Source organism: Nocardioides halotolerans DSM 19273 (genome assembly GCF_000422805.1).
GTDB classification, from domain to species: Bacteria; Actinomycetota; Actinomycetes; order Propionibacteriales; family Nocardioidaceae; genus Nocardioides; species Nocardioides halotolerans.
Map to the genome: position 1 here is coordinate 1 of NZ_AUGT01000028.1, position 23,116 is coordinate 23,116.

A 23,116-nucleotide genomic window follows, 5' to 3' on the forward strand; every position below is an offset into this window, starting at 1 on the left:
CCGCAGCGCGGGCACCTGCGTCAGCTCGACGGCACCCACGTCGACAGCACCGACGCCACCTCCGCGCGCCGCATCGGCTTGGTGAGGTAGTCGTCCATCCCGGCCGCGAGGCAGCGACCGCGCTCCTCCTCGCTGGCGGTGGCCGTCATCGCGATGATCGGGGTGTGCCGGCTCTCGCCCTCGAGGCGCCGGATCTCGGCGGTGGCGGCGTAGCCGTCCATCTGCGGCATCTGCACGTCCATCAGGATCGCGTGGAACTGCGACGCCACGGCCGCGGCCACGCCATGGACCCCGTCGTCGGCGACCTCGACCGCGTAGCCGAGGTTGCGCAGCATCCCGGCCGCGACGAGCTGGTTGACCTCGTTGTCGTCGACGACGAGCACCCGCTGCCCGCTGGACGCCGCAGCCGTCGGCTCGTGGTGCGCGCGGACCGGTGCGTCCGCCACGACCTGCTCCAGCGTGCTGCGCAGGCGTGACATCAGCACCGGCTTGGTGAGCGCGGTCGCGATGTCCGCGGCCGCCGCCTCGGCCCTGCTGATCTCGGGCCCCGAGGTCATGAGGACCAGCCGGGTGCCGGCGATGCCTGGGGTGGCGGAGATCCGCCGGGCCAGCTCGAGGCCGTCGAGGTCGGGCATGCACAGGTCGAGCACGGCGAGGTCGTACGCCGACCCGCCCTCCCTCGCGGCGACGAGCCGGGCCAAACCGGCGAGGGCGCCGTCGACGACGTCGACCTTCACTCCCCAGTGGGCGAGCTGGTCGTGCAGGATCGTGCGGTTCGTGGCGTTGTCGTCGACCACGAGCACCCGGAGCCCGGCGAGGGCGGCGGCGGTCCGCGGCGCGGTGACCACCTCCGGGTCGCGCGCCGGGGCCAGGGGCACCGTGAACCAGAACGTGCTGCCCCGCCCCGGCTCGCTGTCGACGCCGATCTCGCCGCCCATCGCGTCCACGAGCTGGCGCGAGATCGCCAGCCCGAGCCCGGTGCCGCCGTAGCGGCGGGTGGTGGAGGAGTCGGCCTGCGAGAAGGTCTCGAAGATCCGGGTCGCGTCCTCGGGGGACACGCCGATGCCGGTGTCGGAGACCTCGAAGCGGACCGCGAGGCGCTCGCCGTCGCCGTCGGCCAGCCACGCCCGGACCACCACCTCGCCCTCGGCGGTGAACTTCACGGCGTTGCCGGCGAGGTTGAACAGCACCTGGCGGATGCGGACCGGGTCGCCCCGCAGCGCGGGCGGCAGGTCGGGGGAGCAGTAGGCGAGCAGCTCGAGGTCCTTGGAGCGGGCCGGCTCGCTGACGACCTCGGCGACCCCCTCCACGAGCGCGACGAGGTCGAAGTCGACCGTCTCGAGGTCGAGGTGCCCGGACTCGATCTTGGAGAAGTCCAGGATCTGGTTGATGACGCCGAGCAGCGCGTGCCCGGCGCCGCGCACGCCCTCGGCGTACTGGCGCTGCTGCGAGTCGAGCTGGGTGGTGAGGAGCAGGTCGTTGAGCCCGATCACGCCGTTCATGGGGGTGCGGATCTCGTGGCTCATGGTGGCGAGGAACGTCGACTTGGCCCGCGACGCCTCCAGCGCCGCGTCGCGGGCGAGCGCCACCTCGCCGCGGGCCCGCGCCTCCGAGCTGAGCAGCCGCGCCATCCGGACGAACGTGACCGCGATCAGGATCAGCATGCCCGCGACCCCGTCGATCGGGTGGATCTCCTGGTCGCGGGCGTAGATCACGACGAGCAGCACCGGTGGCACCAGGAGCGGGAGGATCGCCAGCCCGAGCTGTCCGAGCGCCGGGCGGGAGTGCTCGCGCTCCGGCTCGGGGGCCACGGCGGCGGGACGCCGCCACACCGAGGTGGCTATCAGCATGCCGCCGAGCATCCAGCCCACGTCGAGCAGCGCCGACACGCGCTCGGAGACGAGGAACAGGAGGTAGCCGAGGTCGGAGACGAGCCAGCAGCCGACGCCGACGGCGAAGCGGAAGCCCAGCCGGGCGCGGTGCCGGCGCACCGACAGCACACGGAGCACGAGTGCCAGCAGCACGGCGTCCGCGACCGGGTAGCCGGCGAGCACGGCACGCGTCGTCGCCGACACCGACGAGTCGGTGACGATGCCGTGCACCGCCACGCTCCAGAGCACCAGGACGCTGACGACCACCACGGTCAGCGCGTCGATGGCCGCGTCGAGGTCGAGGCGCCGCGTGTCCTCGCGGTCGGTCAGGACGATCACCAGCATCGCGGCCCCGAGCCCGAGGTAGCCGGCGTAGTAGGGGACGTCGGCCAGCGACACGTCGGGCTCGAGCCCTGCCCACTTGTAGACCAGCCAGATCACGTCGCCGAGCGCCGACGCCGTGAGTCCCGCGCTGACCAGGAAGGCGATCCGGCGGCGTCCGGGCGCGCGCCAGGCGCCGAGCCAGGCCACGGCCGGCCCGGCGATGATCGCGGCGAGGTACGTCGCGTCCCCGAACGGGCCGGTCGGGCGCAGGAGATGCGCGACCACCAGCACCGCTGTTGCCGTCCACAGGAGCACGACCCCGAGGGGTGCGCGCGCTCGACCCACTCGGTCACCTCCTGTTCACCGAGATGGTAGACGCCGCGCGCGCCCGTCGAGGGCGATTCGCCGAGTCCGGCCCCGGCGTCGGGAGTCGAGAGATCTTCTCCCCGGGTTCGGGAACATCCACGCGACCGAGTAGCGTTGAGCCCAGTGAGCAAAGTTGAGTCACATGGACTCAACTCACATTCCCCGGACTCAAGGAGCAACAACCATGGCACGAGCGGTCGGTATCGACCTCGGCACGACGAACAGCGTCGTCGCCGTCCTCGAGGGTGGCGAGCCCACCGTCATCGCGAACGCCGAGGGCGCCCGGACCACTCCCTCGGTCGTCGCCTTCGCCAAGAACGGCGAGGTCCTCGTCGGCGAGGTCGCCAAGCGCCAGGCCGTGACCAACGTCGACCGGACCATCCGCTCGGTGAAGCGGCACATGGGCGGCGACTGGAAGGTCACGATCGACGACAAGACCTTCACCCCCCAGCAGATCAGCGCGTTCGTCCTCCAGAAGCTGAAGCGCGACGCCGAGGCCTACCTCGGCGAGACGGTGACCGACGCGGTGATCACCGTGCCGGCGTACTTCTCCGACGCGCAGCGCCAGGCGACCAAGGAGGCGGGCGAGATCGCCGGCCTCAACGTCCAGCGCATCGTCAACGAGCCGACCGCGGCCGCGCTCGCCTACGGCCTCGACAAGGGCGACGGCGACCAGACCATCCTGGTCTTCGACCTCGGTGGCGGCACCTTCGACGTCTCGCTGCTCGAGGTGGGCAAGGACGACGACGGCTTCTCGACGATCGAGGTCAAGGCGACCTCGGGCGACAACGAGCTCGGCGGTGACGACTGGGACCAGCGGATCGTCGACTGGATGGTCAAGAAGTTCAAGGACAACAACGGCGTCGACCTCTCGCAGGACAAGATCGCCAAGCAGCGCCTCCAGGAGTCGGCCGAGAAGGCCAAGATCGAGCTGTCGGCGTCCAGCGAGACCACGGTGCACCTGCCCTACATCACCCACGGTGAGTCCGGCCCGCTGCACTTCGAGGAGAAGCTGACCCGCGCGGAGTTCCAGAAGATGACCGCCGACCTCCTCGACCGCACGCGCGAGCCGTTCAAGGCCGTCCTCAAGGACGGCGGCGTCGCGATCGCCGACATCGACCACGTGGTCCTGGTCGGCGGCTCGACCCGCATGCCCGCGGTGACCGACCTGGTCAAGGAGCTGCTCAACGGCAAGGAGCCCAACAAGGGCGTCAACCCCGACGAGGTCGTCGCGGTGGGTGCGGCGCTGCAGGCCGGCGTGCTCAAGGGCGAGGTCAAGGACGTCCTCCTGCTCGACGTGACCCCACTGTCGCTGGGCATCGAGACCAAGGGCGGCGTGATGACCACCCTCATCGAGCGCAACACCACGATCCCGGCCAAGCGCTCGGAGATCTTCACGACCGCTGACGACAACCAGCCGTCGGTCGAGATCAAGGTGGCCCAGGGCGAGCGGCCCATGTGGTCGCAGAACCAGCCGCTCGGCAACTTCGAGCTGACCGGCCTCCCGCCGGCGCCTCGCGGCGTGCCGAAGATCGAGGTGACCTTCGACATCGACGCCAACGGCATCGTGCAGGTCCACGCCAAGGACCAGGCCTCGGGCAAGGAGCAGTCGATGACGATCACCGGCGGCTCGGCGCTGGGCAAGGACGAGATCGACCGGATGGTCAAGGAGGCCGAGCAGTACGCCGCCGACGACGCCGCGCGCCGCGAGGCCGTCGAGAGCCGCAACCAGGCGGACCAGCTCGTCTACACGACCGAGAAGTTCCTGTCCGAGAACGCCGACAAGGTGCCCGACGACGTGAAGACCGAGGTCCAGGCCGACGTCGACGCGCTCAAGGCGACGCTGGAGAACACCGAGGCGACCGCCGAGGAGATCCAGTCCGGCGTCACCAAGCTGGGTGAGTCGAGCCAGAAGATGGGCGCGGCGATGTACGCCGCGGCCGAGGCCGACTCCGCGGCGGCGGGCGGCAGCACCGGCGCGACCGGTGAGTCCGACGACGACGTCGTCGACGCCGAGATCGTCGACGAGCCCGCCGACGACAGCCAGGCCGCAGGCGACGGTGCCGAGGGCGAGACCAAGTGACGGACACGCCCCGCGAGGACGTGACCGGGGAGGAGCCCGTCCAGGCGGACGGCTCCTTCCCGGCGTCCCCGGAAGACCCGATGGCAGCCGAGACCGACGTCGGCCTCGAGGAGGCTGTCGCGACCGGCGACGTGCGGATCGACGAGCTCGAGGCCCAGCTGGCCGAGCGGACGCTCGACCTGCAGCGGCTGCAGGCCGAGTACGTCAACTACAAGCGCCGCGTCGACCGCGACCGCGAGCAGGTGTTGCAGAACGCCACCTACTCCGCGCTGGCGCCGATCACCGAGGTGATGGACACCATCGACCGGGCGCGCGAGCACGGCGAGCTGGAGGGCGGCTTCAAGGCCGTCGCCGAGCAGCTCGAGCGGATCCTCGCCGGCGTCGGTCTGGTGAAGTTCGGAGCGGTCGGCGACGCGTTCGACCCGACGATCCACGAGGCGCTCAGCCACATCGGCGAGGACCCCGACGTCACGGTGACCACCTGCAAGGTGATCGCCAAGGCGGGCTACCGGATCGGCGACCGCGTCGTGCGGGCCGCACAGGTCCTGGTCGTCGACCCGGCGGCGGACGGCCCGGCGACTGCCACCGAGCCTGCCGACGCGGCCCAGCCCGCCGAGGCCGCCGCGACGGCGGAGAACGCCGACCCGGCTGCGGCCGACGTACCCCGCGAGGACCAGCAGGACCAGCCGGACCAGTAGCACCAGCACGAGCAACAGGAGGGAGGTGCGCGCATGGCCACCACCGAGGGCTTCCGGGCCGACTGGGCCCAGAAGGACTTCTACGCCGAGCTCGGCGTGAAGAAGGATGCGACCGCCGCGGAGATCAAGAAGGCCTACCGCAAGCTCGCGCGCGCCAACCACCCCGACTCCAACCCGGGCGACACGGCCAAGCACGACAAGTTCAAGTCGGTCGCGGAGGCCTACGACGTCGTCGGTGACCCCGAGAAGCGCAAGAAGTACGACGAGATGCGGGAGCTCTACGGCTCCGGGGGGTTCCGTGGTGGCTTCGGGGGCGGCGGCGGAGCCGGCGGCGGGTTCAACCTCGACGACCTGCTGCGCGACCGTGGCGGCGCCAGCGGCGGGATCGGCGACATGTTCGGCGACCTGTTCGGCGGCTTCGGCCGCGGCCGGACCCAGGCGCCGACCCGGCCCCACAAGGGCGCCGACGTCGAGACGACCGCGACCATCGGTTTCACCGACGCGATCGACGGCGTCACGATCTCGCTGCGCCTCACCTCCGACGCGCCCTGCCCCGACTGCAACGGCACCGGCGGCAAGCCGGGCACGCGGCCGCACATCTGCCCGGAGTGCGAGGGCGCCGGCTTCGTGGTCAACGGCGCGGGCGGCGGGTTCTCGCTCCAGGAGACGTGCCCGAAGTGCGGTGGCCGCCAGCTCGTCTACGACGAGGCGTGCCCGACCTGCCACGGCAGCGGTCGTGGCATGTCCGCGCGCAGCATCCAGGCGCGCATCCCCGCGGGGGTGAAGGACGGCCAGCGCATCCGCCTCAAGGGGAAGGGCTCCGCCGGCGTCAACGGCGGCCCGGCCGGCGACCTCTACGTCACCGTGAAGGTCGCGTCCCACCCGCTGTTCGGCCGCAAGGGCGACAACCTGACCCTCGACGTCCCCATCTCCTTCGACGAGGCCGCGCTCGGGGCCGAGATCAAGATCCCGACCTTGGGCGGCAGCCCGGTGACCGTGAAGGTGCCAGCCGGCACCCCCAACGGCCGCACCTTCCGGGTCCGCGGCAAGGGCTCGCGCAAGAAGGACGGCACCCGGGGCGACCTGCTCGCGACCGTGCAGGTCCAGGTGCCCGGCACGCTCAATGCCGCCGCCCGCGAGGCCGTCGAGGCCTACCGCGCGGCCGGCAACGAGCCGTCGCTGCGCGCCAACCTCTTCGACGGGTCCGCAACATGAGCGACCGGCAGCCGTTCTTCGGCGCGCCGTCGCCCGACGCCGCCGTTTTCGTGATCTCGGTCGCCGCCGAGCTGACCGGGCTGCACCCGCAGACGCTGCGCACCTACGAGCGGATGGGCCTGATCCGGCCCGGCCGCACCGGCGGCGGCGGGCGCCGCTACTCCGCTCGCGACATCGACCTCCTGCGCGAGATCTCCGAGCTGACCTCGGCGGGCATCGGCATCGAGGGCGTGCGCCGGATCCTCGAGCTGGAGAACCGCCTCAACGCCCTCGCCGCCCGCAACGAGGAGCTCGTCGCCGAGCTCGACGCGACCCGCGAGGCGCTCCGGCAGGCCGTCGCCGGGCGGCCGCAGCCCGCTTCCCGCCTGCCCGCCATCCCCACCGAGCACCCGAACCGCGCCGTCGTCGTGTGGCGGCGCCAGCGTTGAGTCGGGACTTCCGCCGGTTGAATCCGGACTTCCGCCGGTTGAATCCGGACTTCCGCCGGGCTCGACTGGCAGAAGTCACGACTCGAGCGACAGAAGTCCGGACTCAACGACGCCAGAGTTGAGTGGAATGCACTCAACTTTGCCGATGTTGGGAAGAATGAGCGGGCGCGACTGCCCGCACACCCCCGATCCGATGTGACGCTCCGCAGGAGACAGACCCATGAGCCAGTTCGGCGCCGAGAAGTTCACCACCCGCAGCCGCGCGGCGATCGAGGCCGCCCAGCTCGCCGCGACCACGGCCGGCAACACCTCCACCGAGCCCGTCCACCTCCTCGTCGCGCTGCTGCGCGACGAGGAGGGCACGGCCGGCACGCTGGTCACCAAGGCCGGGGTCGACCCGCGCGTGCTGCTCGCCCAGGCCGAGTCCGTCATGACCGCGCTCCCGCGCGCCACCGGCAGCACGGTCCAGCAGCCCGCCGCCTCCGCCGCGACGACGCGCGTGCTCGCTGCCGCGCTCGACCTCGCGCAGTCGATGAAGGACGAGTACGTCGCCTCCGAGCACCTGCTGATCGCGCTCGCCGGGGTGGAGAGCCCGGCCCAGCAGCTGCTGAAGGACGCCGGCCTCACCGAGGCCGGGCTGCGCGAGGGGCTCACCGCCGTGCGCGGCAACCGCCGGGTGACCAGCCCGGACGCCGAGTCGACGTACGAAGCGCTCGAGAAGTACAGCGTCGACCTGACTCGTGCCGCGGAGGAGGGCCGGCTCGACCCCGTCATCGGCCGCGACGCCGAGATCCGCCGGGTCGTGCAGGTGCTGTCGCGGCGCACGAAGAACAACCCGGTGCTCATCGGCGAGCCCGGCGTCGGCAAGACCGCCGTCGTCGAGGGGCTCGCGCAGCGCGTGGTCGCCGGTGACGTGCCCGACTCGCTCAAGGGGCGGCGGGTGCTCTCGCTCGACCTGGCCGCGATGGTCGCGGGCGCGAAGTACCGCGGCGAGTTCGAGGAGCGGCTCAAGGCCGTGCTCGAGGAAATCAAGGACGCCGGCGGGCAGGTCATCACGTTCATCGACGAGCTGCACACCGTCGTGGGCGCGGGCGCCGGTGGCGACTCCGCGATGGACGCCGGCAACATGCTCAAGCCGATGCTCGCCCGCGGCGAGCTGCACATGATCGGCGCCACCACGCTCGACGAGTACCGCGAGCGGATCGAGAAGGACCCGGCGCTGGAGCGCCGCTTCCAGCAGGTCTTCGTCGGCGAGCCCACCGTCGAGGACACCATCCAGATCCTGCGCGGCATCCAGGAGAAGTACGAAGCCCACCACGGCGTCCGCATCACCGACGCCGCCCTCGTGGCCGCGGCGACGCTCTCCGACCGCTACATCACCGGCCGCCAGCTGCCCGACAAGGCGATCGACCTCGTCGACGAGGCCGCCTCCCGGCTGCGGATGGAGATCGAGTCCTCCCCGGAGGAGATCGACCAGCTCCGCCGCCAGGTCGACCGGCTGAAGATGGAGGAGTTCGCGCTTGAGAAGGAGTCCGACGACGCCTCGGTCGAGCGGCTCGCCGCCTTGCGCGCCGACCTCGCCGACAAGGAGGAGGAGCTGCGTGGTCTCGAGGCGCGCTGGGAGCGCGAGAAGACCTCGCTCGAGGGCGAGGGCGAGCTGCGCCGCCAGCTCGACCAGCTGCGCATCGAGGCCGACAAGCTCACCCGTGAGGGCAACCTCGAGGCGGCCAGCGAGATCCTCTACGGCCGGATCCCGGCCCTCGAGGAGCAGATCTCCCGGGTCGAGGAGACCGAGCAGTCCGAGCTCGAGCCCCTGGTCGGCGAGGAGGTCGGCGCCGAGCAGGTCGCCGACGTCGTCGAGGCCTGGACCGGCATCCCTACCGGCCGCCTGCTCGAGGGCGAGACCGCCAAGCTCCTCCGGATGGAGGAGGTCATCGGCGAGCGGCTGATCGGCCAGCAGGACGCCGTGCGCGCGGTCAGCGACGCCGTACGCCGCTCGCGGGCCGGCATCGCCGACCCCAACCGGCCGACCGGGTCCTTCCTCTTCCTCGGCCCGACCGGCACCGGCAAGACGGAGCTCGCGAAGTCGCTCGCCGACTTCCTCTTCGACGACGAGCGGGCGATCGTGCGCATCGACATGAGCGAGTACTCCGAGAAGCACTCGGTGGCCCGCCTCGTCGGCGCTCCTCCCGGCTACGTCGGCTACGACGAGGGCGGCCAGCTCACCGAGGCGGTGCGCCGCCGGCCCTACAGCGTGGTGCTGCTCGACGAGGTCGAGAAGGCGCATCCCGAGGTCTTCGACATCCTGCTGCAGGTCCTCGACGACGGCCGGCTGACCGACGGCCAGGGCCGCACGGTCGACTTCCGCAACACGCTGCTGATCCTGACGAGCAACCTCGGCTCGGCCTACCTGGTCGACCCGCTCCTCGACCCGGAGAAGAAGAAGGAGTCGGTGCTGGCGACCGTGCGGTCGTCGTTCAAGCCGGAGTTCCTCAACCGGCTCGACGAGATCGTGGTCTTCGAGGCGCTGACGCAGGCCGAGCTCGCACGCATCGTCGACCTGCAGCTCGCGCTGCTCGGCCAGCGGCTCGCCGTGCGGCGGATCACCATCGAGGTGACCGACGCCGCCCGGCAGTGGCTCGCCGAGACGGGCTACGACCCGGCGTACGGCGCCCGGCCGCTGCGCCGCCTCATCCAGTCGGCCATCGGCGACCCGCTCTCCCGCATGCTCATCGGCGGCGAGGTCACCGACGGCGGCTCGGTCACCGTCGACCGCGGCGACGACGGGCTGGTGCTGCGGGCGGAGGCGGTTTCACCGGGTACCCGGTGAAACTGGCGCTGACCCCAAGGAGCTCCATCCGGTCAGCGCCAGTTTCGTGCGGGCAGGGACACTTGGGGCCATGAGCGAGCCGACTCCGACCCGCCCGCCCCAGGTGACCCTGGCCGGGTGGCTGGTCATGGGCGGCTCGGTCCTGGTCGTGCTGCTCGCCTTCAGCGAGGTCGCCTCGCTGCACTCGCTCGACACCCGCGAGGCGGTCGAGCGGCGCGTCGCCGACCGGGGCGGCGACTTCTTCGGGCTCGACGTCGAGGGCGTGCTGACCGCGATGCGGGTCCTGCTGATGGTCGCCGCCGCCTCCGCGACGGCGACCGCCATCCTCGGGTGGCACGTGCTCCGCCGCTCGAAGGGCGCGCGGATCGCGCTGACCGTGCTGGCGGGGCCGCTGTTCGTGGCGGGCCTCGTGCAGCAGGGCGGGTTCGCCTCGGCGATGGTGACCGCGGCCATCCTGATGCTGTGGTTCCAGCCGGCGCGCGACTGGTTCGACGGCATCACCCGCGAGGCGCCGGCCTCGCCGCGCCCGCTGCCCGACCGGCCCTTCGACGGCACCGAACCGGCCTCGGGGCGTGACGCGCTCCTCGACCTCCCGCCGCCGACGGCGCCCCCGCTGCACCCGACGCCGTACGCCGCCGGTCCGGCGCCCCACTCCGCGAGGGTCGGGCGACGCCCGGGCGCGGTGCGGTGGGCGTGCGTGGTCACCTGGTCGTTCTCGGCCTGCGCTGCGCTGCTGTTCGCGGCCACCATCGTCTCCATGGTCGCGGACTCCCAGCCGCTCATCGACGAGCTCCAGCGCCAGGACCCCGACCTCGCCGCGCGCGGGATGAGCGACGGCGAGCTCGAGGCGGTCCTCTACGCCGTCTCGGCCGGGATGCTCGTCTGGGCGGCCGCTGCCATCGTCCTGGCCGTCCTCGTGTGGCGCCGCGTGCGCTGGGCCGCGATCGCCCTGCGCATCTCGGCGGGTGCCGCGGCCGCGCTGAGCGTGATCGGCGTGGTGTCGTCGCTGGCGTTCGCCGTCCCCGTGGCCGCGTGCGCCGCGGTGCTGGCCCTGCTGCTGAGGCCGGAGGCCCGCGCGTGGCTGTCGGACCGGTCGTCGCGCGCGTAGCGCAGGTGCCAGAGCAGCATGAACGCCGTCACGGTCACGTTGAAGAGGTGCAGCAGCCAGACCGGTCCCCACGGCAGGCTCGCGACGTAGACGGAGTAGAGCGCGTTGCCGACGGTCGCCAGCATCAGGTTGCCGCGGCTGTAGGAGGACACGTCGCGGGTGCGTAGCGCCTTCGCCAGCATGGGCAGGCTCGAGCCGACGAAGACCGCGGTCGACAGCGTCCCGGACAGCGTGGCCACGTCCATCTCGTGCACCCCCTTTTCTGGCTCGCCGGTGCACCTCGACGGTAGGCAGGGGAGGGGCGCTGCCACATCGGGAGCACACCCGAGGTTCGGCCCCAGGTCGCGCGTCCGGGTGAGGCTCAGGCGGTCAGGCCGGCCGCGGCCAGCCGCGCGGTGCCGTCCTCGATCACCTCGGGCGTCTTGCAGAACGCGAACCGCACCAGGTGGCGCCCGCCGTTCGCGTCGGTCTGGTCGTCGTGGAAGACCTGCTCGGGGATGGCGACGACGCCGGCCCGCTCCGGGAGGGCGAGGCAGAACGCCATCCCGTCGTCCCACCCGAGGTCGCGCACCGAGGCGGTGGCGAAGTAGGTGCCCTGGGGGACGTACGCCGTGAGGCCGGCCGCGCGCAGGCCGTCGACGAGCAGGTCGCGGCGGCCCTGGAGGTCACGCGCGAGCTCGAGGGGGAAGTCGCCGGCCGCGTCGAGGGCCAGCGCGACGGCCGGCTGCAGCGGGGACCCGGACGTGAACGTGAGCCACTGCTTGGCCGCCAGGACCGCGCCCACGAGCGCCGCCGGACCGGTCGCCCAGCCGACCTTCCAGCCGGTGAACGAGTAGGACTTGCCGGCGCTCGACAGCGTCAAAGTCCGCTCGTACATCCCCGGCAGCGTCGCGATCGGGACGTGCCGGGCGCCGTCGAAGGTGAGGTGCTCGTAGACCTCGTCGGTGATGACGACCAGGTCGTGCTCGACCGCGACGTCGGCGACCGCCTGCAGCTCCTCGGTGGTCAGCACGGTGCCGGTCGGGTTGTGCGGGCTGTTGAGCAGGACGAACCGGGTCCGCGGCGTCACCGCGGCGCGCAGCGCGTCGACGTCGAGCCGGAAGTCGGGCGCGCGCAGCGTCACCGGCCGGCGTACGCCGCCCGCCATCTGGATCATCGCGACGTAGGAGTCGTAGTAGGGCTCGAGCACCACGACCTCGTCGCCCGGGTCGACCAGGCCGAGCAGCCCTGCGGCGATGCCCTCGGTGCAGCCGGTCGTCACGACGACCTCGCGGTCGGGATCGAGCTCGATGCCGTAGTGGCGCTGCTGGTGCCGGGCGACCGCCTGCCGCAGCTCGGGCCGCCCGGGACCGGGCGCGTACTGGTTGGCGCCGTGCTCGAGCGACCGCACCGCCTCGGCGATGACCTCGGGCGGCCCGTCGACGTCGGGGAACCCCTGCCCGAGGTTGACCGAACCGGTGCGCACGGCCAGCGCCGACATCTCGGTGAAGATCGTCGGCGGGATGCCCCGGAGCCGGGCCGCCAGCGGGAGCGAGGTCACGAGTGCCACGGTAGGCGGTGGTCGCGCGCACCGATCGTGTTGGATGGCGCCGTGACCTCCGACGCGACCTCCGACGCGACCTCCGACGCCACCTCCGATGTGAGCCTGGCCGCCGACGTCGACGCCGCGTGCCGGCTGACCGGCACGTTCACGCTCCGGTCGGGGCAGGTGTCGCACGAGTACTTCGACAAGTACCTCTTCGAGACCTCGCCGGCGCTGCTGGCGAGGGTGGCGGAGGCGATGGTCGGCCTCGTGCCCGAGGGCACCGAGCTGCTCGGCGGGCTCGAGATGGGCGGCATCCCGATCGCGACGGTGCTCAGCAGCAGGACCGGGCTGCCGGCGCTGTTCGTGCGCAAGAAGGCCAAGGAGTACGGCACCTGCAAGCTCGCCGAGGGTCCGGACGTCGCCGGCCGGCGGGTCACGCTGGTCGAGGACGTGATCACTACCGGGGGAGCGGTGCGCGACGCGACCCGCGCCCTGCGCGAGGCCGGCGCGGTCGTCGAGGTCGTCGTGTGCGCGATCGACCGCAGCCCCGCGGGGGAGAACCCGCTGGCGGACGTCGGGCTCGAGGTCCGCCCCGTGCTCACCAAGGCCGACCTCGACGCCACTCGGTCCTGATACCCCCGCGAGCTTCGGCCGCCAGCTGAATACCCCCGCGAGCTTCGGCCCCCAGCCCGTGGCGCCAGCTTCGCGGCGCCTGGCTCGCTGGCGCTCGCTGCGGCGCAGGCGCCACGGCTCGGAGGCCGATCGCGGGGCGCCGCGCTTCGCGCGGAACTACCGGGTCGCTGCGCTCCCACGCTCCCATTGCGACTTCAACCCGCAAGTTTCGTCTCCGCGCGGGCGCCACGGCCCGGAGGCCGATCGCGGGGCGCCTCGCTTCGCTCGGAACTACCGGGTCGCTGCGCTCCCGCCGCCCCCATTGCGTGAGGGGCGTCCACGTGCTGACCTGACGGTCAGGCCTGGGCCTGCTCCACCTCGGGGTCGCCGCTGGGGGTTCCGGCCGATGCGGCCTCGGCGGCCCTCCGCTCCTGCTCGCGGCGGCGGGCGTTGCGGCGGTGCTTGACGTACTCGTAGGTGAACGGCACGACCGAGAACGCGAGGATCGCCAGGACGGCGTAGTCGATGTTCTCGCCGAGCGCCGGGAAGGTCTCGCCCAGGAAGTAGCCGAGCAGCACGATGCTGATCACCCACAGCACCGCGCCGACCGCGCTCCAGACGAAGAAGCGGCGCCGCTGCATCTGCGTGACGCCGGCCACGACCGTGATGTAGGTCCGGACGAAGGGCACGAAGCGGCCGATCACGAGCGCCTTGTTGCCGTGCCGCTCGAAGAACGCGCTGGTCTTGTCGAGGTGGGCGCGCTTGATGAACCGTCCGTCGCGCTGGTAGAGCGGTGGGCCGATCCGTCGCCCGATCTCGTAGCCGGCCACGTTGCCCACGAAGGCCGCGACCGTGAGCAGCGTGATGGCGATCGTGAGCCCGGCGGCCTTGTTGTCGATGCCGAGCACGTGGTAGTCGCCGCCGGCGATGAAGAGCCCGAGGGCGAACAGCAGGGTGTCACCGGGCAGGAAGGGGAAGAACAGCCCGCACTCGACGAAGACGATGACCAGGCTCACCCAGAGGAAGGCGCCGCCGAACTCCGCGAGCAGCCAGGCGGGGTCGAGCCACTTGATGCCGAGCAGCATCGGCTCCACGATCACGTGAAGGTCCGGGAGCACGGTCACGGCGCACACGGTACCTGCCGGGGTGACACGCGACGACGCAGTTCCGCGGCGCCGGGGCGCTGTCTACTGTCACGTCGTGGATCCTGATCGCGCCGACGACGAGCGGGCGCCGTACGACCCGATGCCGCACGGCCCGGCCGAGGTGGGCGTGGGTCCGTGGGAGGGCCCGTGGCCGGAGGGTGAGCAGTACGACGCAGCGCTGCTCGCCGAGGGCGACCGCCGCAACGTGGTCGACCGCTACCGCTACTGGACTCTCGAGGCGATCGTGGCCGACCTCGACCTGCGCCGCCACGACTTCCACGTCGCGATCGAGAACTGGCAGCACGACTTCAACATCGGCACGATCGTCCGCTCGGCCAACGCGTTCCTCGCCCGCGAGGTGCACATCGTGGGCAACCGGCGCTGGAACCGGCGCGGCGCGATGGTCACCGACCGCTACCAGCACGTCGTGCACCACCCGGACGTGCCCGCGCTCGCCGCCCACCTGCGCGAGCAGCCGGGCGGGCCGGTCGCGCTCTGGGGGATCGACAACCTGCCCGGGTCGCTGCCCCTGGAGACGACCGACGTGCCGCGCCGCGTCTGCTTCCTGTTCGGGCAGGAGGGTCCCGGCCTCTCCGGCCCCGCCCGCGAGGCGTGCGACGCGACCTTCTCGATCGCGCAGTTCGGCTCGACGCGGTCGATCAACGCCTCGGCCGCCGCTGCGATCGCGATGCACGCGTGGGTGCGGGCTCATGCCGACCTGTCCGGCGTGGACGCCTGGCGCGGGTGACCCTCCCCCGGAGGGATAGTCCGTGACGTGTGGGCCCCTCTGGTGGACGAACAGGGGCCCGTGCGTCACGGACTACCCCGCGGCGAGGAAGGGCGGTGTCCACGGTTCGAGAGCGGGGTCTGGCCACGACTAGGGTTCTGGTCATGCCGATCGCCACCCATGAGAAGTACGCCGAGATGCTCGACGCGGCCCAGAAGGGCAACTACGCGTTCCCGGCCATCAACGTCTCGTCGTCCCAGACGCTCAACGCCGCGCTCCAGGGGTTCGCCGAGGCCGGCGCGGACGGGATCGTGCAGGTGTCGACCGGCGGTGCGGACTACCTCTCCGGCCCGACGGTGAAGGACATGGTGGCCGGCTCGGTCGCGTTCGCGGCGTACGCCCACGAGGTCGCGAAGAACTACCCCGTCAACATCGCGCTGCACACCGACCACTGCCCCAAGGACAAGCTCGACGGCTTCGTGCGGCCGCTGCTCGACATCTCCGTCGAGCGGGTGGCGCGCGGCGAGCAGCCGCTGTTCCAGTCGCACATGTGGGACGGCTCGGCGGTGCCGCTCGACGAGAACCTCGCCATCGCCGAGGAGCTCCTCGCGACCTGCCGCAAGGCCAACATCGTCCTCGAGATCGAGGTCGGCGTGGTCGGCGGCGAGGAGGACGGCGTCGAGGGCGCGATCGACGACAAGCTCTACAGCACCCCCGAGGACGCCATCGCCACGGTGCGGGCGCTCGGCACCGGCGAGAACGGCCGCTACCTCACCGCGCTGACCTTCGGCAACGTGCACGGCGTCTACAAGCCGGGCAACGTCAAGCTCCGCCCCGAGATCCTCAAGAACGCCCAGGAGGCCGTCGTCAAGGAGCTCGGCCTGCCCGAGGGCTCGCGGCCGTTCGACCTCGTCTTCCACGGCGGCTCCGGCTCGACCGCCGAGGAGATCAGCGCGGCGGTCGACTACGGCGTGGTCAAGATGAACGTCGACACCGACACGCAGTACGCCTTCACCCGGCCCGTCGCCGCCCACATGTTCAGCAACTACGACGGCGTCCTGAAGGTCGACGGCGAGGTCGGCAACAAGAAGGCCTACGACCCCCGTGCCTGGGGCAAGGCGGCGGAGGCGGGCATGGCCGCGCGGGTGGTCGAGGCCTGCGAGCACCTGCGTGCCGCAGGTCACTCGATCGGCTGAGCCCGACGTGAATTGATACCCCCCGGGGTGTCATGATCGGACGGTGATCCCGCCGTCCCGTCGACCAGTTTCGACGAGTTCTGCGGTTCTGCTGCGAAGACGCCTCGGCGGATGTAAGGCTCGCTGTGTGGCGACCCCATGCCGCCACACCTTCTCGGGGACTCTTGCTGCCGCATGCCTTGTTGCTGCGTCAGCGGCGTTCGGGGGGGTGCAGGCAGCGACAGCAGCGCAGGCGACGAGCCCTCCGGCCCTCGCCCCTGACGCCTGCCCGCCTGCCTGGCCGGCGCTGCACGCCGGACCCCCGTCGGGGGGCTTCGACGGCAACGTCTCGGTCCTGGTGGGCGGCAACCTCCAGGTCACCGGCACCGCCACCGGCGCCGAGGGCACGGTCGTCGCGCTCGGCGACGCGCTCTTCGCGCGCACCGAGCCGGGCAGCTACGCCATCGGCGTCACCGCGCTCGGCTCGCAGGTCCCGCCGTACGCCGGCAGCGACATGCTGGTGGTCGGCGGCAACCTCGGCGCCACCGCCGGCACCCACCTCGACGTGGGCGCCGGCCTCGGCGGCGACGTCGTCGTCGGTGGTGGAGTGGTCGACGGCACCGACCTCGACCCGCACGGCGAGAGCATCGACCAGGCGGTGGCCGGCGCGACCGGTCCCTACCTCGACCTCGCCGCGCAGCTCGCCCCGATGTCGGCGGGCTACGCCGGCTTCCCCCTGACCGGTGCCGTCGAGGTCACCGACGAGACCCTCACGCTGGTCGGCGACGGTGTCTCCCCGGTCCAGGTCTTCACGGTCGACGGGTCCTCCCTGCCCACGCCCGAGGACGGCGGCCGGGCCCTGCAGCTGCGCGACGTCCCCCAGGACGCCGCGGTGGTCGTCAACCTCACCGGCACGGCCGTCCGCCTCGACATCGACGAGCTGCGCTCGCCCGACGGGTCGCCCGTCGACCCGCAGGCCGACCCGTACTTCGCGAGCCTGGCCACGCACCTGCTGTGGAACGCGCCGTCCGCGGCCACCGTCGACGTCAGCGGGCGGGCCCAGCTGCCCGGGTCGCTCCTGGTCCCGACTGCCCCCAGCACCACGACGCTGTCCGGAGCCGGCACCAACGGCCGCGTCCTCGTGGGTGGCGACCTGGTGCACACCGGGACCGGCGAGCTGCACGCCTACCCCTACCCCGCCGACCCCCGGCTCGCCTGCGGGGCCGACCCGGTGCACCTCACGTCTCTCAAGCTCGCCGTCGTGCTCGATGACCCGGAGGCGATCGTCGACCACGACCGGTTCTTCGAGGGCGAGTTCGCGTGCCTGCTGGGCGACGTCGACGTCACCCCGCCCGACCACTCGTGGCGGATGCGGGCCGGCAACGCCCCGCGCGTGCTGTCCGACGAGATCCCGTCCGGCGCCGTCTGCTCCGTCGTGGAGCGGCTCGACTTCCCGCCCGCGCCGCTGCGCGCCTGGGCCGCACCCGAGATCACGCCCGACGTGCTGGTCGCCGCGAAGCGCCACGAGCTCGGCGTGACGGTGACCAACCGGGTGAAGAAGGCCGCGACGACGCCGCCGCCCACGTCGCAGCCGACCACCCAGCCGACCCCCACGGCGCCCCCGACTCCCACCGAGTCGGCGCCGGAGCCCCCGGCCCCGCCGCCGAGCACGCCGGAGTCCACCCCGACCGCGACGTCGGTGGTCGAGCCGACCAACCGGCCTCCACTCCCCTCATCGCCGTCGGCGCAGCCCACGCCCGGGCCGACCTCCTCCGCCTCGCCGGGCGCCGAGGAGACCCCGACGCCCAGCTCGGACCCGCCGCGTCAGGACAGCGCCGCCGGACCCTTCACGACCACCGCGCCGTTCACCCTGCGCGGGGCGTTCGTCTGGGGGCCGGTGATGATGCTCAGCCTGCTGACGCTGCTGGTGCGGATCCGGCGTCGGCCGAAGCGGATGCACTAGCCCCCGGGCCGGCGTAGCCGTCGTGGCGCGGCCGCTCGAGGAGCAGCGCCGCGACGAGGCCGAGCACGAGCACCGCGGCCGGCAGCAGCATCGAGGTCGCCATCGCCTGGCTGAAGCCGTCGGCGAACGACGACGGCAGCCGCCCGCCCCCGCCGGTGCCCTCGAACGGCGGCAGCCCCTCGGCCGAGAGCCGCGCGTCGATCAGCACCGCGATGGCCGCCGAGCCGAGCACGGCGCCGACCTGGCGGGTGGCGTTGTAGACACCCGCCCCCGCGCCGGCCTGCGGGATCGGCAGGTTGCGGGTCGCCGTCGCGGAGTTGGGGGCCCAGATGAAGGCGTTGCCGACGCCGAGCAGCACCATCGGGCCGATGATGGCGAGGATCGAGACGTCGGGCGTCATCTCGAAGGACAGCCACACGAGAGAGACGATCGTCGCCGCGAACCCGAACCCCGTGAGGTTGCGCGGGTGGGTGCGGTCGGTCAGGTTGCCGACCGGCCGGGCCAGCAGGATCGTCATTACCGCCATCGGCACCAGGAGCAGCGCCGACCGCGTCGGGCTCAGCCCGCGGACGACCTGGGCCCAGAGCATCATCGGGATCGCCATCGCGGTGATCGCGAAGCCCATGACCGAGATCGCGACGTTGGCCAGGGAGTAGTTGCGGTCGCGGAACAGCCCGAGCGGCACTAGCGGCTCCTGGCGGTTGCGCGCCTGCCAGAGCACGAACGCCGCGAACACCACGACGCCCGCCACGATCAGCGCCCAGATGGTGGTGGACCAGTGGTACTGGTGGCCCTCCTGGATGCCGAAGACCAGCAGGAACATGCCGGCGCCGCTGAGCGCGACCCCGAGCCAGTCGAACCGGTGGCTGTGCGTCTCCAGGGTCGGCACCAGCCGGACAGCGAGGACCAGGCCGATGATCCCGACAGGGACGTTGATGAAGAAGATCCACTCCCAGCCGAGACCGTCGACCAGGACGCCACCGACGATCGGGCCGACCAGCGTCGCCACGCCCGCGGTCGCGCCCCACAGGGCCATCGCCTTGCCGCGGCGTACGGCAGGGAAGATGCGGGTGATGATCGCCATCGTCTGCGGGGTCATCATCGAGGCCCCGAGCCCCTGCACCACCCTCGCGAGGATCAGCATCTCGACCGAGCCGGTGAGCCCGCACCACAGGGAGGCGAGCGTGAAGACGGTGAGACCGGTCATGTAGATCTTCTTCGGCCCGACCCGGTCGCCGAGCCGGCCGGTGATGAGGACCGGCACGGCGTAGGCGAGCAGGTAGGCGCTGGTCACCCACACCACGTCGTTGACGTCGGCGTGGAGGTCGCTGATGATCGCCGGGGTCGCCACCGACACGATCGTCGAGTCGACCAGGATCATGAAGAAGCCGAGGCAGAGCGCGAACAGCGCGGGCCAGGGGTCCTTCTCCTCGACGGGCTCGACCGGCGGGGACGGCTGGGTCATGACCTCAGCCAACACCCTGACGGGGACAATGGCTCCGTGACCCCTCCTGACCTGGGCGCCGACCTCATGGCCGGCCCCCCGCCCACCCACCTCCCCGTCGACCCGGCCCAGGCGGAGCTCGACTCCGGCACCGCGCCGACCGACGTCGTACGCCGCCACCCCGCCTCGCCCGTGGCCTGGGCCGCGCTCGCGGCCGCCGAGCGCGAGCGCGACGGCGACGTGGTGACGGTCTACGCCTACGCCCGGGTCGGCTACCACCGCTCCCTCGACCTGCTCCGCCGCAACGGCTGGAAGGGCCACGGCCCGGTCCCGTGGGAGCACGAGCCCAACCGCGGCTTCCTCACGTGCCTCGCGCTGCTCGCGCTCGCCGCGAGGCAGATCGGGGAGACGAGCGAGTACGAGCGCTGCCGCGACTTCCTGCGGGACTCGAGCCCGGCCGCCTACGACGTGCTGCTCGCGGGCCCCGAGTCGGGGTAACTCACCGTTCGGTCAGCTCTCATGCCGTCCTGCCGGCACGCAAGCGGACCGAACGGTGAGTTACCCCGGAGGTTCGCTCACGCTCCCCGGAGCCGACGGACGCCGAACCGGGACCGGAGCTCCCGGGCGTTGCGCACCAGGTGCTCCGGCAGCTCCGTGCCGAAGCGCGCCACCGTGTCGTCGTACTCGGCGCGCATGCGCGCGAGCACCTCGTTGCGGCGGGGGTTCCAGTAGTCCTCGAACAGGATCGACGACGTGCCGAGGCCCTGGCGGTGCAGCTTGCGCTCGCGCTTCTTCTCGTCCCACACGACCTCCGCGGCGGCGCGGTGCGCCACGCCGCCGAGGGACGGGGGCAGGTACTTGATCTTCCCGTGCGCCTCGAAGATGTGGCGCCCGACCCGGATGTCGCCCCAGATCACCCGCCCGTCGTCGACCTCGACCGGGAACTGCAGGTCGACGTCGCCCACGGACAGGGCCTTGACCAGGATCCGCGCCAAGGTCTCCAGGAGACTCTCGGCCCGAGGGTCGGCGAAGTCGACGGCAGCGCGAGCGGCGCGGGAGTAGGGCCAGTACGTCATCGGCGCCACCGCCTCCTCGAGCGCGGCGCGGGTGACGCCCATGCGCATGGCGGAGTCGCACGCAACCTCGCCGTACGGCGTCCCGTGCTCCCGGGCGATGTCCACGGCGGTCCTCGCCAGGTCCAGCACCCGCAGCTCGCTGGCCTCGACGACCTGCTCGTCCCTGAACCTCGCCAGGTGGTGCTTCACCCCGAACTTGGTCCAGGCTCCCGTGGTGCCCGGTCGGGTGATGTGCACGTGCGGATCGGGCGGCCGCAGCACCTCCAGGCCGTGCTCGTGCGCCGCCGAGTCGTGGCTGACGACCCAGGCCCGGCGCATGGTCGCCAGCGCAGCGCGGGTCTGCAGCCGAGGGCGCCCGACGTGCTCGTCGAGGGCGTTCCAGATCTCCGCGTCGGCGTACACCCCGCGCCGCACCACGACCAGGATGCCGGCGTGCAGGAGATGGCGGATGTCGAGGGGTGAGAGCCCGGCGTCGAGGGCCTGGGTGCGGGTGATGAGCCCGTGGTTGGCGGCCATGATGGCTCGGGCCTTGGCGTTCTTCATGGCGGTGTCCTGCCCCGGAGTGCTGGTCCGGCACCCGCCCCTGAGCCGATCTGTGGATGAGCGCGTTGCTGTCGTCCGGGCTTGTTCGGGCCTGGCGGGCTTGTTCGGGGCCGTCGGGGTCGTTCGGGGCCGGCCGGGTCGTTCGGGGTAACTCACCGTTCGGTTCGCTTGTGCACCGGCAGGACGGCATGGGAGCGAACCGAACGGTGAGTTACCCCGGCAAGGTCGTCCTGACAGCCCGACCCCGCCAGACTCGACCCAGGTACGCCGGTAGGCCCGCCCTCAGGCAGGCGGGGTTAGCAGCGACCGGACCCGGTCGGAGCCGAGGGCGACGAACAGCGTCGGCAGGCGCGGGCCGCGGTCGGCGTCGACGAGCAGGTTGTAGAGCAGGCGGAAGAACGCCTTCTGGTCGGCCTTGACCTCGTCGGTCGGCGGGTCGTCGAGGCCGAGGCCGCGAGCCAGCTTCGGCACGCCGTAGACCAGCGTCGTGGTCGACTCGAGGTCGAGCGGCTCGGGCAGGCGGTCGAGGAGCTCGGCCAGCCAGCGGCGCTCGTCGTCGGTCAGGCTCGCGAGCCGGTCGGCGTCGGGGACGTCGCGGATCGTGGTGCGGTCGCCGTACTCGCGCATCCACGTCCACGCCCGGGAGAGCCGCGGCTCCAGGCTCTCGACCGGGGCGCCGACGATGCGGCTGATCTGGGCCTCGTCTCCGTTCGTGATGTCGGCGACCGAGGAGAGCAGCCGGAACGACTCGACCCGCTCCGGCGTCGGCAGCCGGCCCGCCGAGGCCGTGGCCGAGGCCCGCTCGAAGGCCAGCACCTGCGCGTCGCGCCGTGCGGGGTCGGCGGCCTTGCGGCCCAGGGCGTCCCACTCGTCGTAGAGGCGGAGCACCTCGGGGCCGAAGTCGATGTTGAAGGTCTGGCGCGGGTTGCGGCGCACGTAGAGCCAGCGCAGGATTGGCGCCTCGAGGACCTGCAGCGCCTCGGCGGCGGTCGGGGCGCCGCCGGCCGACGACGACATCTTCTGCACGCCGGCGAACCCGACGAACCCGTAGCCGAACCACGCCGGCCGGGGCATCTCGAAGATGTCCTCCACGAGCGTGTGCCCGACCGTGAACGACGAGCCGGGCGTCGCGTGGTCCATGCCCGCCGGCTCGAAGTCGACGTGCTCGAAGGCCCAGCGCATCGGCCAGTCGACCTTCCAGACCAGCTTGCCCTCGAAGTCCGTGGCCAGGTTGGTGGTGCCCTCGTAGCCGTTGACGTCGCACCTGTAGGCGAGCTCGTGGGTCGCGTCGTCGTACGACGTGAGCGTCACCGTGTCGCGGCCGCAGTCGCGGCAGTAGGGCTTGTAGGGGAACCGCGCCAGGTCGCCGCTGCCGACCGGCTCGTCGTCGTCCGACGCGACCGACTCCGCCAGCGCAGCGGCCTCCTGCTCGCTCTCCGCGGCGGCGGGGTCGGTGGCGGCGGCGGCCTTGGTGCGGTGCCGCGCGAGCACCTCCTCGATCCGGTCGCGCGCGGCGACGGCGGTCAGCACGGCGTCGCGGTAGAGGCCGGACTCGTAGCGCTCGGTCTGCGACACCTCGTCCATCTCGACGCCCATGTCGTGCAGCGCGTCGTGCAGCGGCTGCTTGAAGTGCGCGGCCCACGAGTCGTGGCAGCCCTCGGGGTCGGGCACCTTCGTCAACGGCCGCCCGATGTGCTCGCTCCACGACGGGTCCACGCCGACCGGCACCTTGCGGAAGCGGTCGTAGTCGTCCCACACGTGGAGGTGCCGGGTCGCCACGCCGCGCCGGCGCAGCTCCTCGGCGACGAAGTGCACGGTGAGGAACTCGCGCAGGTTGCCGAGGTGGACCCGGCCCGACGGGCTCGCCCCCGACGACACGGTGACGAGGGACGCACCTTCGCCGGCGTGCCGGATCGCGTCGTCAGCGGCGCGCGTCACCCAGTCGTGGGGCTCGCCGTCGGTGGTCCTGGGCACCCGCAAACG

At 72.2% G+C, this 23,116-nt stretch carries 17 protein-coding genes; 11 read left to right on the forward strand and 6 right to left on the reverse strand.

What is annotated here, in order from left to right:
• Nucleotides 1–20: 20 nt before the first annotated feature.
• Nucleotides 21–2,540: a hybrid sensor histidine kinase/response regulator gene (locus G514_RS25840; RefSeq protein WP_157544686.1), complete on the reverse strand. Its 2,520-nt coding sequence runs from the start codon at nucleotides 2,538–2,540 to the stop codon at nucleotides 21–23.
• 205 nt (nucleotides 2,541–2,745) lie between these two features.
• Here G514_RS25840 and dnaK point away from each other — a divergent pair, with 205 nt between their 5' ends.
• The 6 genes from dnaK (at nucleotide 2,746) to G514_RS0109285 (ending at nucleotide 10,923) form a co-directional block, all read left to right on the forward strand.
• Entirely contained in the window at nucleotides 2,746–4,644 is a 1,899-nt protein-coding gene (gene dnaK / locus G514_RS0109260; protein WP_028651521.1) for a molecular chaperone DnaK, read from the forward strand.
• Nucleotides 4,641–5,342: a nucleotide exchange factor GrpE gene (gene grpE, locus G514_RS25845; RefSeq protein ID WP_245582153.1), complete on the forward strand. Its 702-nt coding sequence runs from the start codon at nucleotides 4,641–4,643 to the stop codon at nucleotides 5,340–5,342. The genes dnaK and grpE overlap by 4 nt, the downstream gene beginning before the upstream one ends.
• Before the next feature lie 33 nt (nucleotides 5,343–5,375).
• Entirely contained in the window at nucleotides 5,376–6,557 is a 1,182-nt protein-coding gene (dnaJ, locus tag G514_RS0109270; protein ID WP_028651522.1) for a molecular chaperone DnaJ, read from the forward strand.
• Complete coding sequence (locus G514_RS0109275) at nucleotides 6,554–6,985, forward strand: heat shock protein transcriptional repressor HspR (protein WP_028651523.1); 432 nt, start codon at nucleotides 6,554–6,556, stop codon at nucleotides 6,983–6,985. Before dnaJ ends, G514_RS0109275 begins: the two co-directional genes overlap by 4 nt.
• A 220-nt stretch (nucleotides 6,986–7,205) precedes the next feature.
• On the forward strand, nucleotides 7,206–9,815 hold the full coding sequence (gene clpB / locus G514_RS0109280) for an ATP-dependent chaperone ClpB (protein WP_028651524.1): 2,610 nt from the start codon (nucleotides 7,206–7,208) through the stop codon (nucleotides 9,813–9,815).
• 70 nt (nucleotides 9,816–9,885) lie between these two features.
• Nucleotides 9,886–10,923, forward strand: coding sequence for a hypothetical protein (locus tag G514_RS0109285; RefSeq protein WP_028651525.1), 1,038 nt, complete (start codon nucleotides 9,886–9,888; stop codon nucleotides 10,921–10,923).
• 361 nt (nucleotides 10,924–11,284) lie between these two features.
• On the opposite strand, the gene G514_RS0109290 is transcribed toward G514_RS0109285, so the two are convergent.
• Nucleotides 11,285–12,463 carry a pyridoxal phosphate-dependent aminotransferase gene (locus tag G514_RS0109290; RefSeq protein ID WP_281167610.1) on the reverse strand — a complete coding sequence of 393 codons (1,179 nt, stop codon included), beginning with the start codon at nucleotides 12,461–12,463 and terminating at the stop codon, nucleotides 11,285–11,287.
• 51 nt (nucleotides 12,464–12,514) lie between these two features.
• Here G514_RS0109290 and pyrE point away from each other — a divergent pair, with 51 nt between their 5' ends.
• Nucleotides 12,515–13,081, forward strand: coding sequence for an orotate phosphoribosyltransferase (gene pyrE, locus G514_RS0109295; protein WP_051247209.1), 567 nt, complete (start codon nucleotides 12,515–12,517; stop codon nucleotides 13,079–13,081).
• A 335-nt stretch (nucleotides 13,082–13,416) separates the two neighbouring features.
• Here pyrE and G514_RS25850 read toward each other — a convergent pair whose 3' ends face one another.
• On the reverse strand, nucleotides 13,417–14,184 hold the full coding sequence (locus tag G514_RS25850) for a DedA family protein (RefSeq protein WP_245582154.1): 768 nt from the start codon (nucleotides 14,182–14,184) through the stop codon (nucleotides 13,417–13,419).
• 121 nt (nucleotides 14,185–14,305) lie between these two features.
• Between G514_RS25850 and G514_RS25855 the strand changes: the two genes are divergently transcribed.
• From G514_RS25855 to G514_RS0109315, 3 genes are all read left to right on the forward strand, one after another.
• Complete coding sequence (locus G514_RS25855; RefSeq protein WP_036564350.1) at nucleotides 14,306–14,953, forward strand: TrmH family RNA methyltransferase; 648 nt, start codon at nucleotides 14,306–14,308, stop codon at nucleotides 14,951–14,953.
• Between the two features lie 143 nt (nucleotides 14,954–15,096).
• Nucleotides 15,097–16,128, forward strand: coding sequence for a class II fructose-bisphosphate aldolase (gene fbaA, locus G514_RS0109310; protein ID WP_028651528.1), 1,032 nt, complete (start codon nucleotides 15,097–15,099; stop codon nucleotides 16,126–16,128).
• A gap of 208 nt (nucleotides 16,129–16,336) precedes the next feature.
• The gene (locus G514_RS0109315) at nucleotides 16,337–18,070 is read left to right on the forward strand and encodes a choice-of-anchor A family protein (RefSeq protein ID WP_169576376.1); all 1,734 of its coding nucleotides are present in this window, start codon (nucleotides 16,337–16,339) and stop codon (nucleotides 18,068–18,070) included.
• Here G514_RS0109315 and G514_RS0109320 read toward each other — a convergent pair.
• Complete coding sequence (locus tag G514_RS0109320; protein WP_051247211.1) at nucleotides 18,015–19,535, reverse strand: MFS transporter; 1,521 nt, start codon at nucleotides 19,533–19,535, stop codon at nucleotides 18,015–18,017. The genes G514_RS0109315 and G514_RS0109320 overlap by 56 nt on opposite strands.
• Before the next feature lie 66 nt (nucleotides 19,536–19,601).
• Between G514_RS0109320 and G514_RS0109325 the strand changes: the two genes are divergently transcribed.
• Nucleotides 19,602–20,012, forward strand: coding sequence for a DUF3151 domain-containing protein (locus tag G514_RS0109325; protein ID WP_036564359.1), 411 nt, complete (start codon nucleotides 19,602–19,604; stop codon nucleotides 20,010–20,012).
• Nucleotides 20,013–20,089: 77 nt separating this feature from the next.
• Here the strand turns inward: G514_RS0109325 and G514_RS0109330 are convergent, their stop codons facing one another.
• Both G514_RS0109330 and lysS read right to left on the reverse strand, forming a co-directional pair.
• Nucleotides 20,090–21,133 carry a type IV toxin-antitoxin system AbiEi family antitoxin domain-containing protein gene (locus tag G514_RS0109330; protein WP_028651532.1) on the reverse strand — a complete coding sequence of 348 codons (1,044 nt, stop codon included), beginning with the start codon at nucleotides 21,131–21,133 and terminating at the stop codon, nucleotides 20,090–20,092.
• Between the two features lie 282 nt (nucleotides 21,134–21,415).
• Nucleotides 21,416–23,107 carry a lysine--tRNA ligase gene (gene lysS, locus G514_RS0109335; RefSeq protein ID WP_028651533.1) on the reverse strand — a complete coding sequence of 564 codons (1,692 nt, stop codon included), beginning with the start codon at nucleotides 23,105–23,107 and terminating at the stop codon, nucleotides 21,416–21,418.
• Nucleotides 23,108–23,116 lie beyond the last annotated feature (9 nt).

Excerpts from the sequence above, each read along its gene's own strand:
- fbaA (WP_028651528.1), top strand. The coding sequence starts at position 15,097 with ATGCCGATCGCCACCCATGAGAAGTACGCCGAGATGCTCGACGCGGCC.
- G514_RS0109325 (WP_036564359.1), top strand. The coding sequence starts at position 19,602 with ATGGCCGGCCCCCCGCCCACCCACCTCCCCGTCGACCCGGCCCAGGCG.
- G514_RS25855 (WP_036564350.1), top strand. The coding sequence starts at position 14,306 with ATGCCGCACGGCCCGGCCGAGGTGGGCGTGGGTCCGTGGGAGGGCCCG.
- G514_RS0109320 (WP_051247211.1), bottom strand. The coding sequence starts at position 19,535 with ATGACCCAGCCGTCCCCGCCGGTCGAGCCCGTCGAGGAGAAGGACCCC.
- dnaJ (WP_028651522.1), top strand. The coding sequence starts at position 5,376 with ATGGCCACCACCGAGGGCTTCCGGGCCGACTGGGCCCAGAAGGACTTC.
- G514_RS0109285 (WP_028651525.1), top strand. The coding sequence starts at position 9,886 with ATGAGCGAGCCGACTCCGACCCGCCCGCCCCAGGTGACCCTGGCCGGG.
- clpB (WP_028651524.1), top strand. The coding sequence starts at position 7,206 with ATGAGCCAGTTCGGCGCCGAGAAGTTCACCACCCGCAGCCGCGCGGCG.
- G514_RS0109330 (WP_028651532.1), bottom strand. The coding sequence starts at position 21,133 with ATGAAGAACGCCAAGGCCCGAGCCATCATGGCCGCCAACCACGGGCTC.
- G514_RS0109275 (WP_028651523.1), top strand. The coding sequence starts at position 6,554 with ATGAGCGACCGGCAGCCGTTCTTCGGCGCGCCGTCGCCCGACGCCGCC.
- dnaK (WP_028651521.1), top strand. The coding sequence starts at position 2,746 with ATGGCACGAGCGGTCGGTATCGACCTCGGCACGACGAACAGCGTCGTC.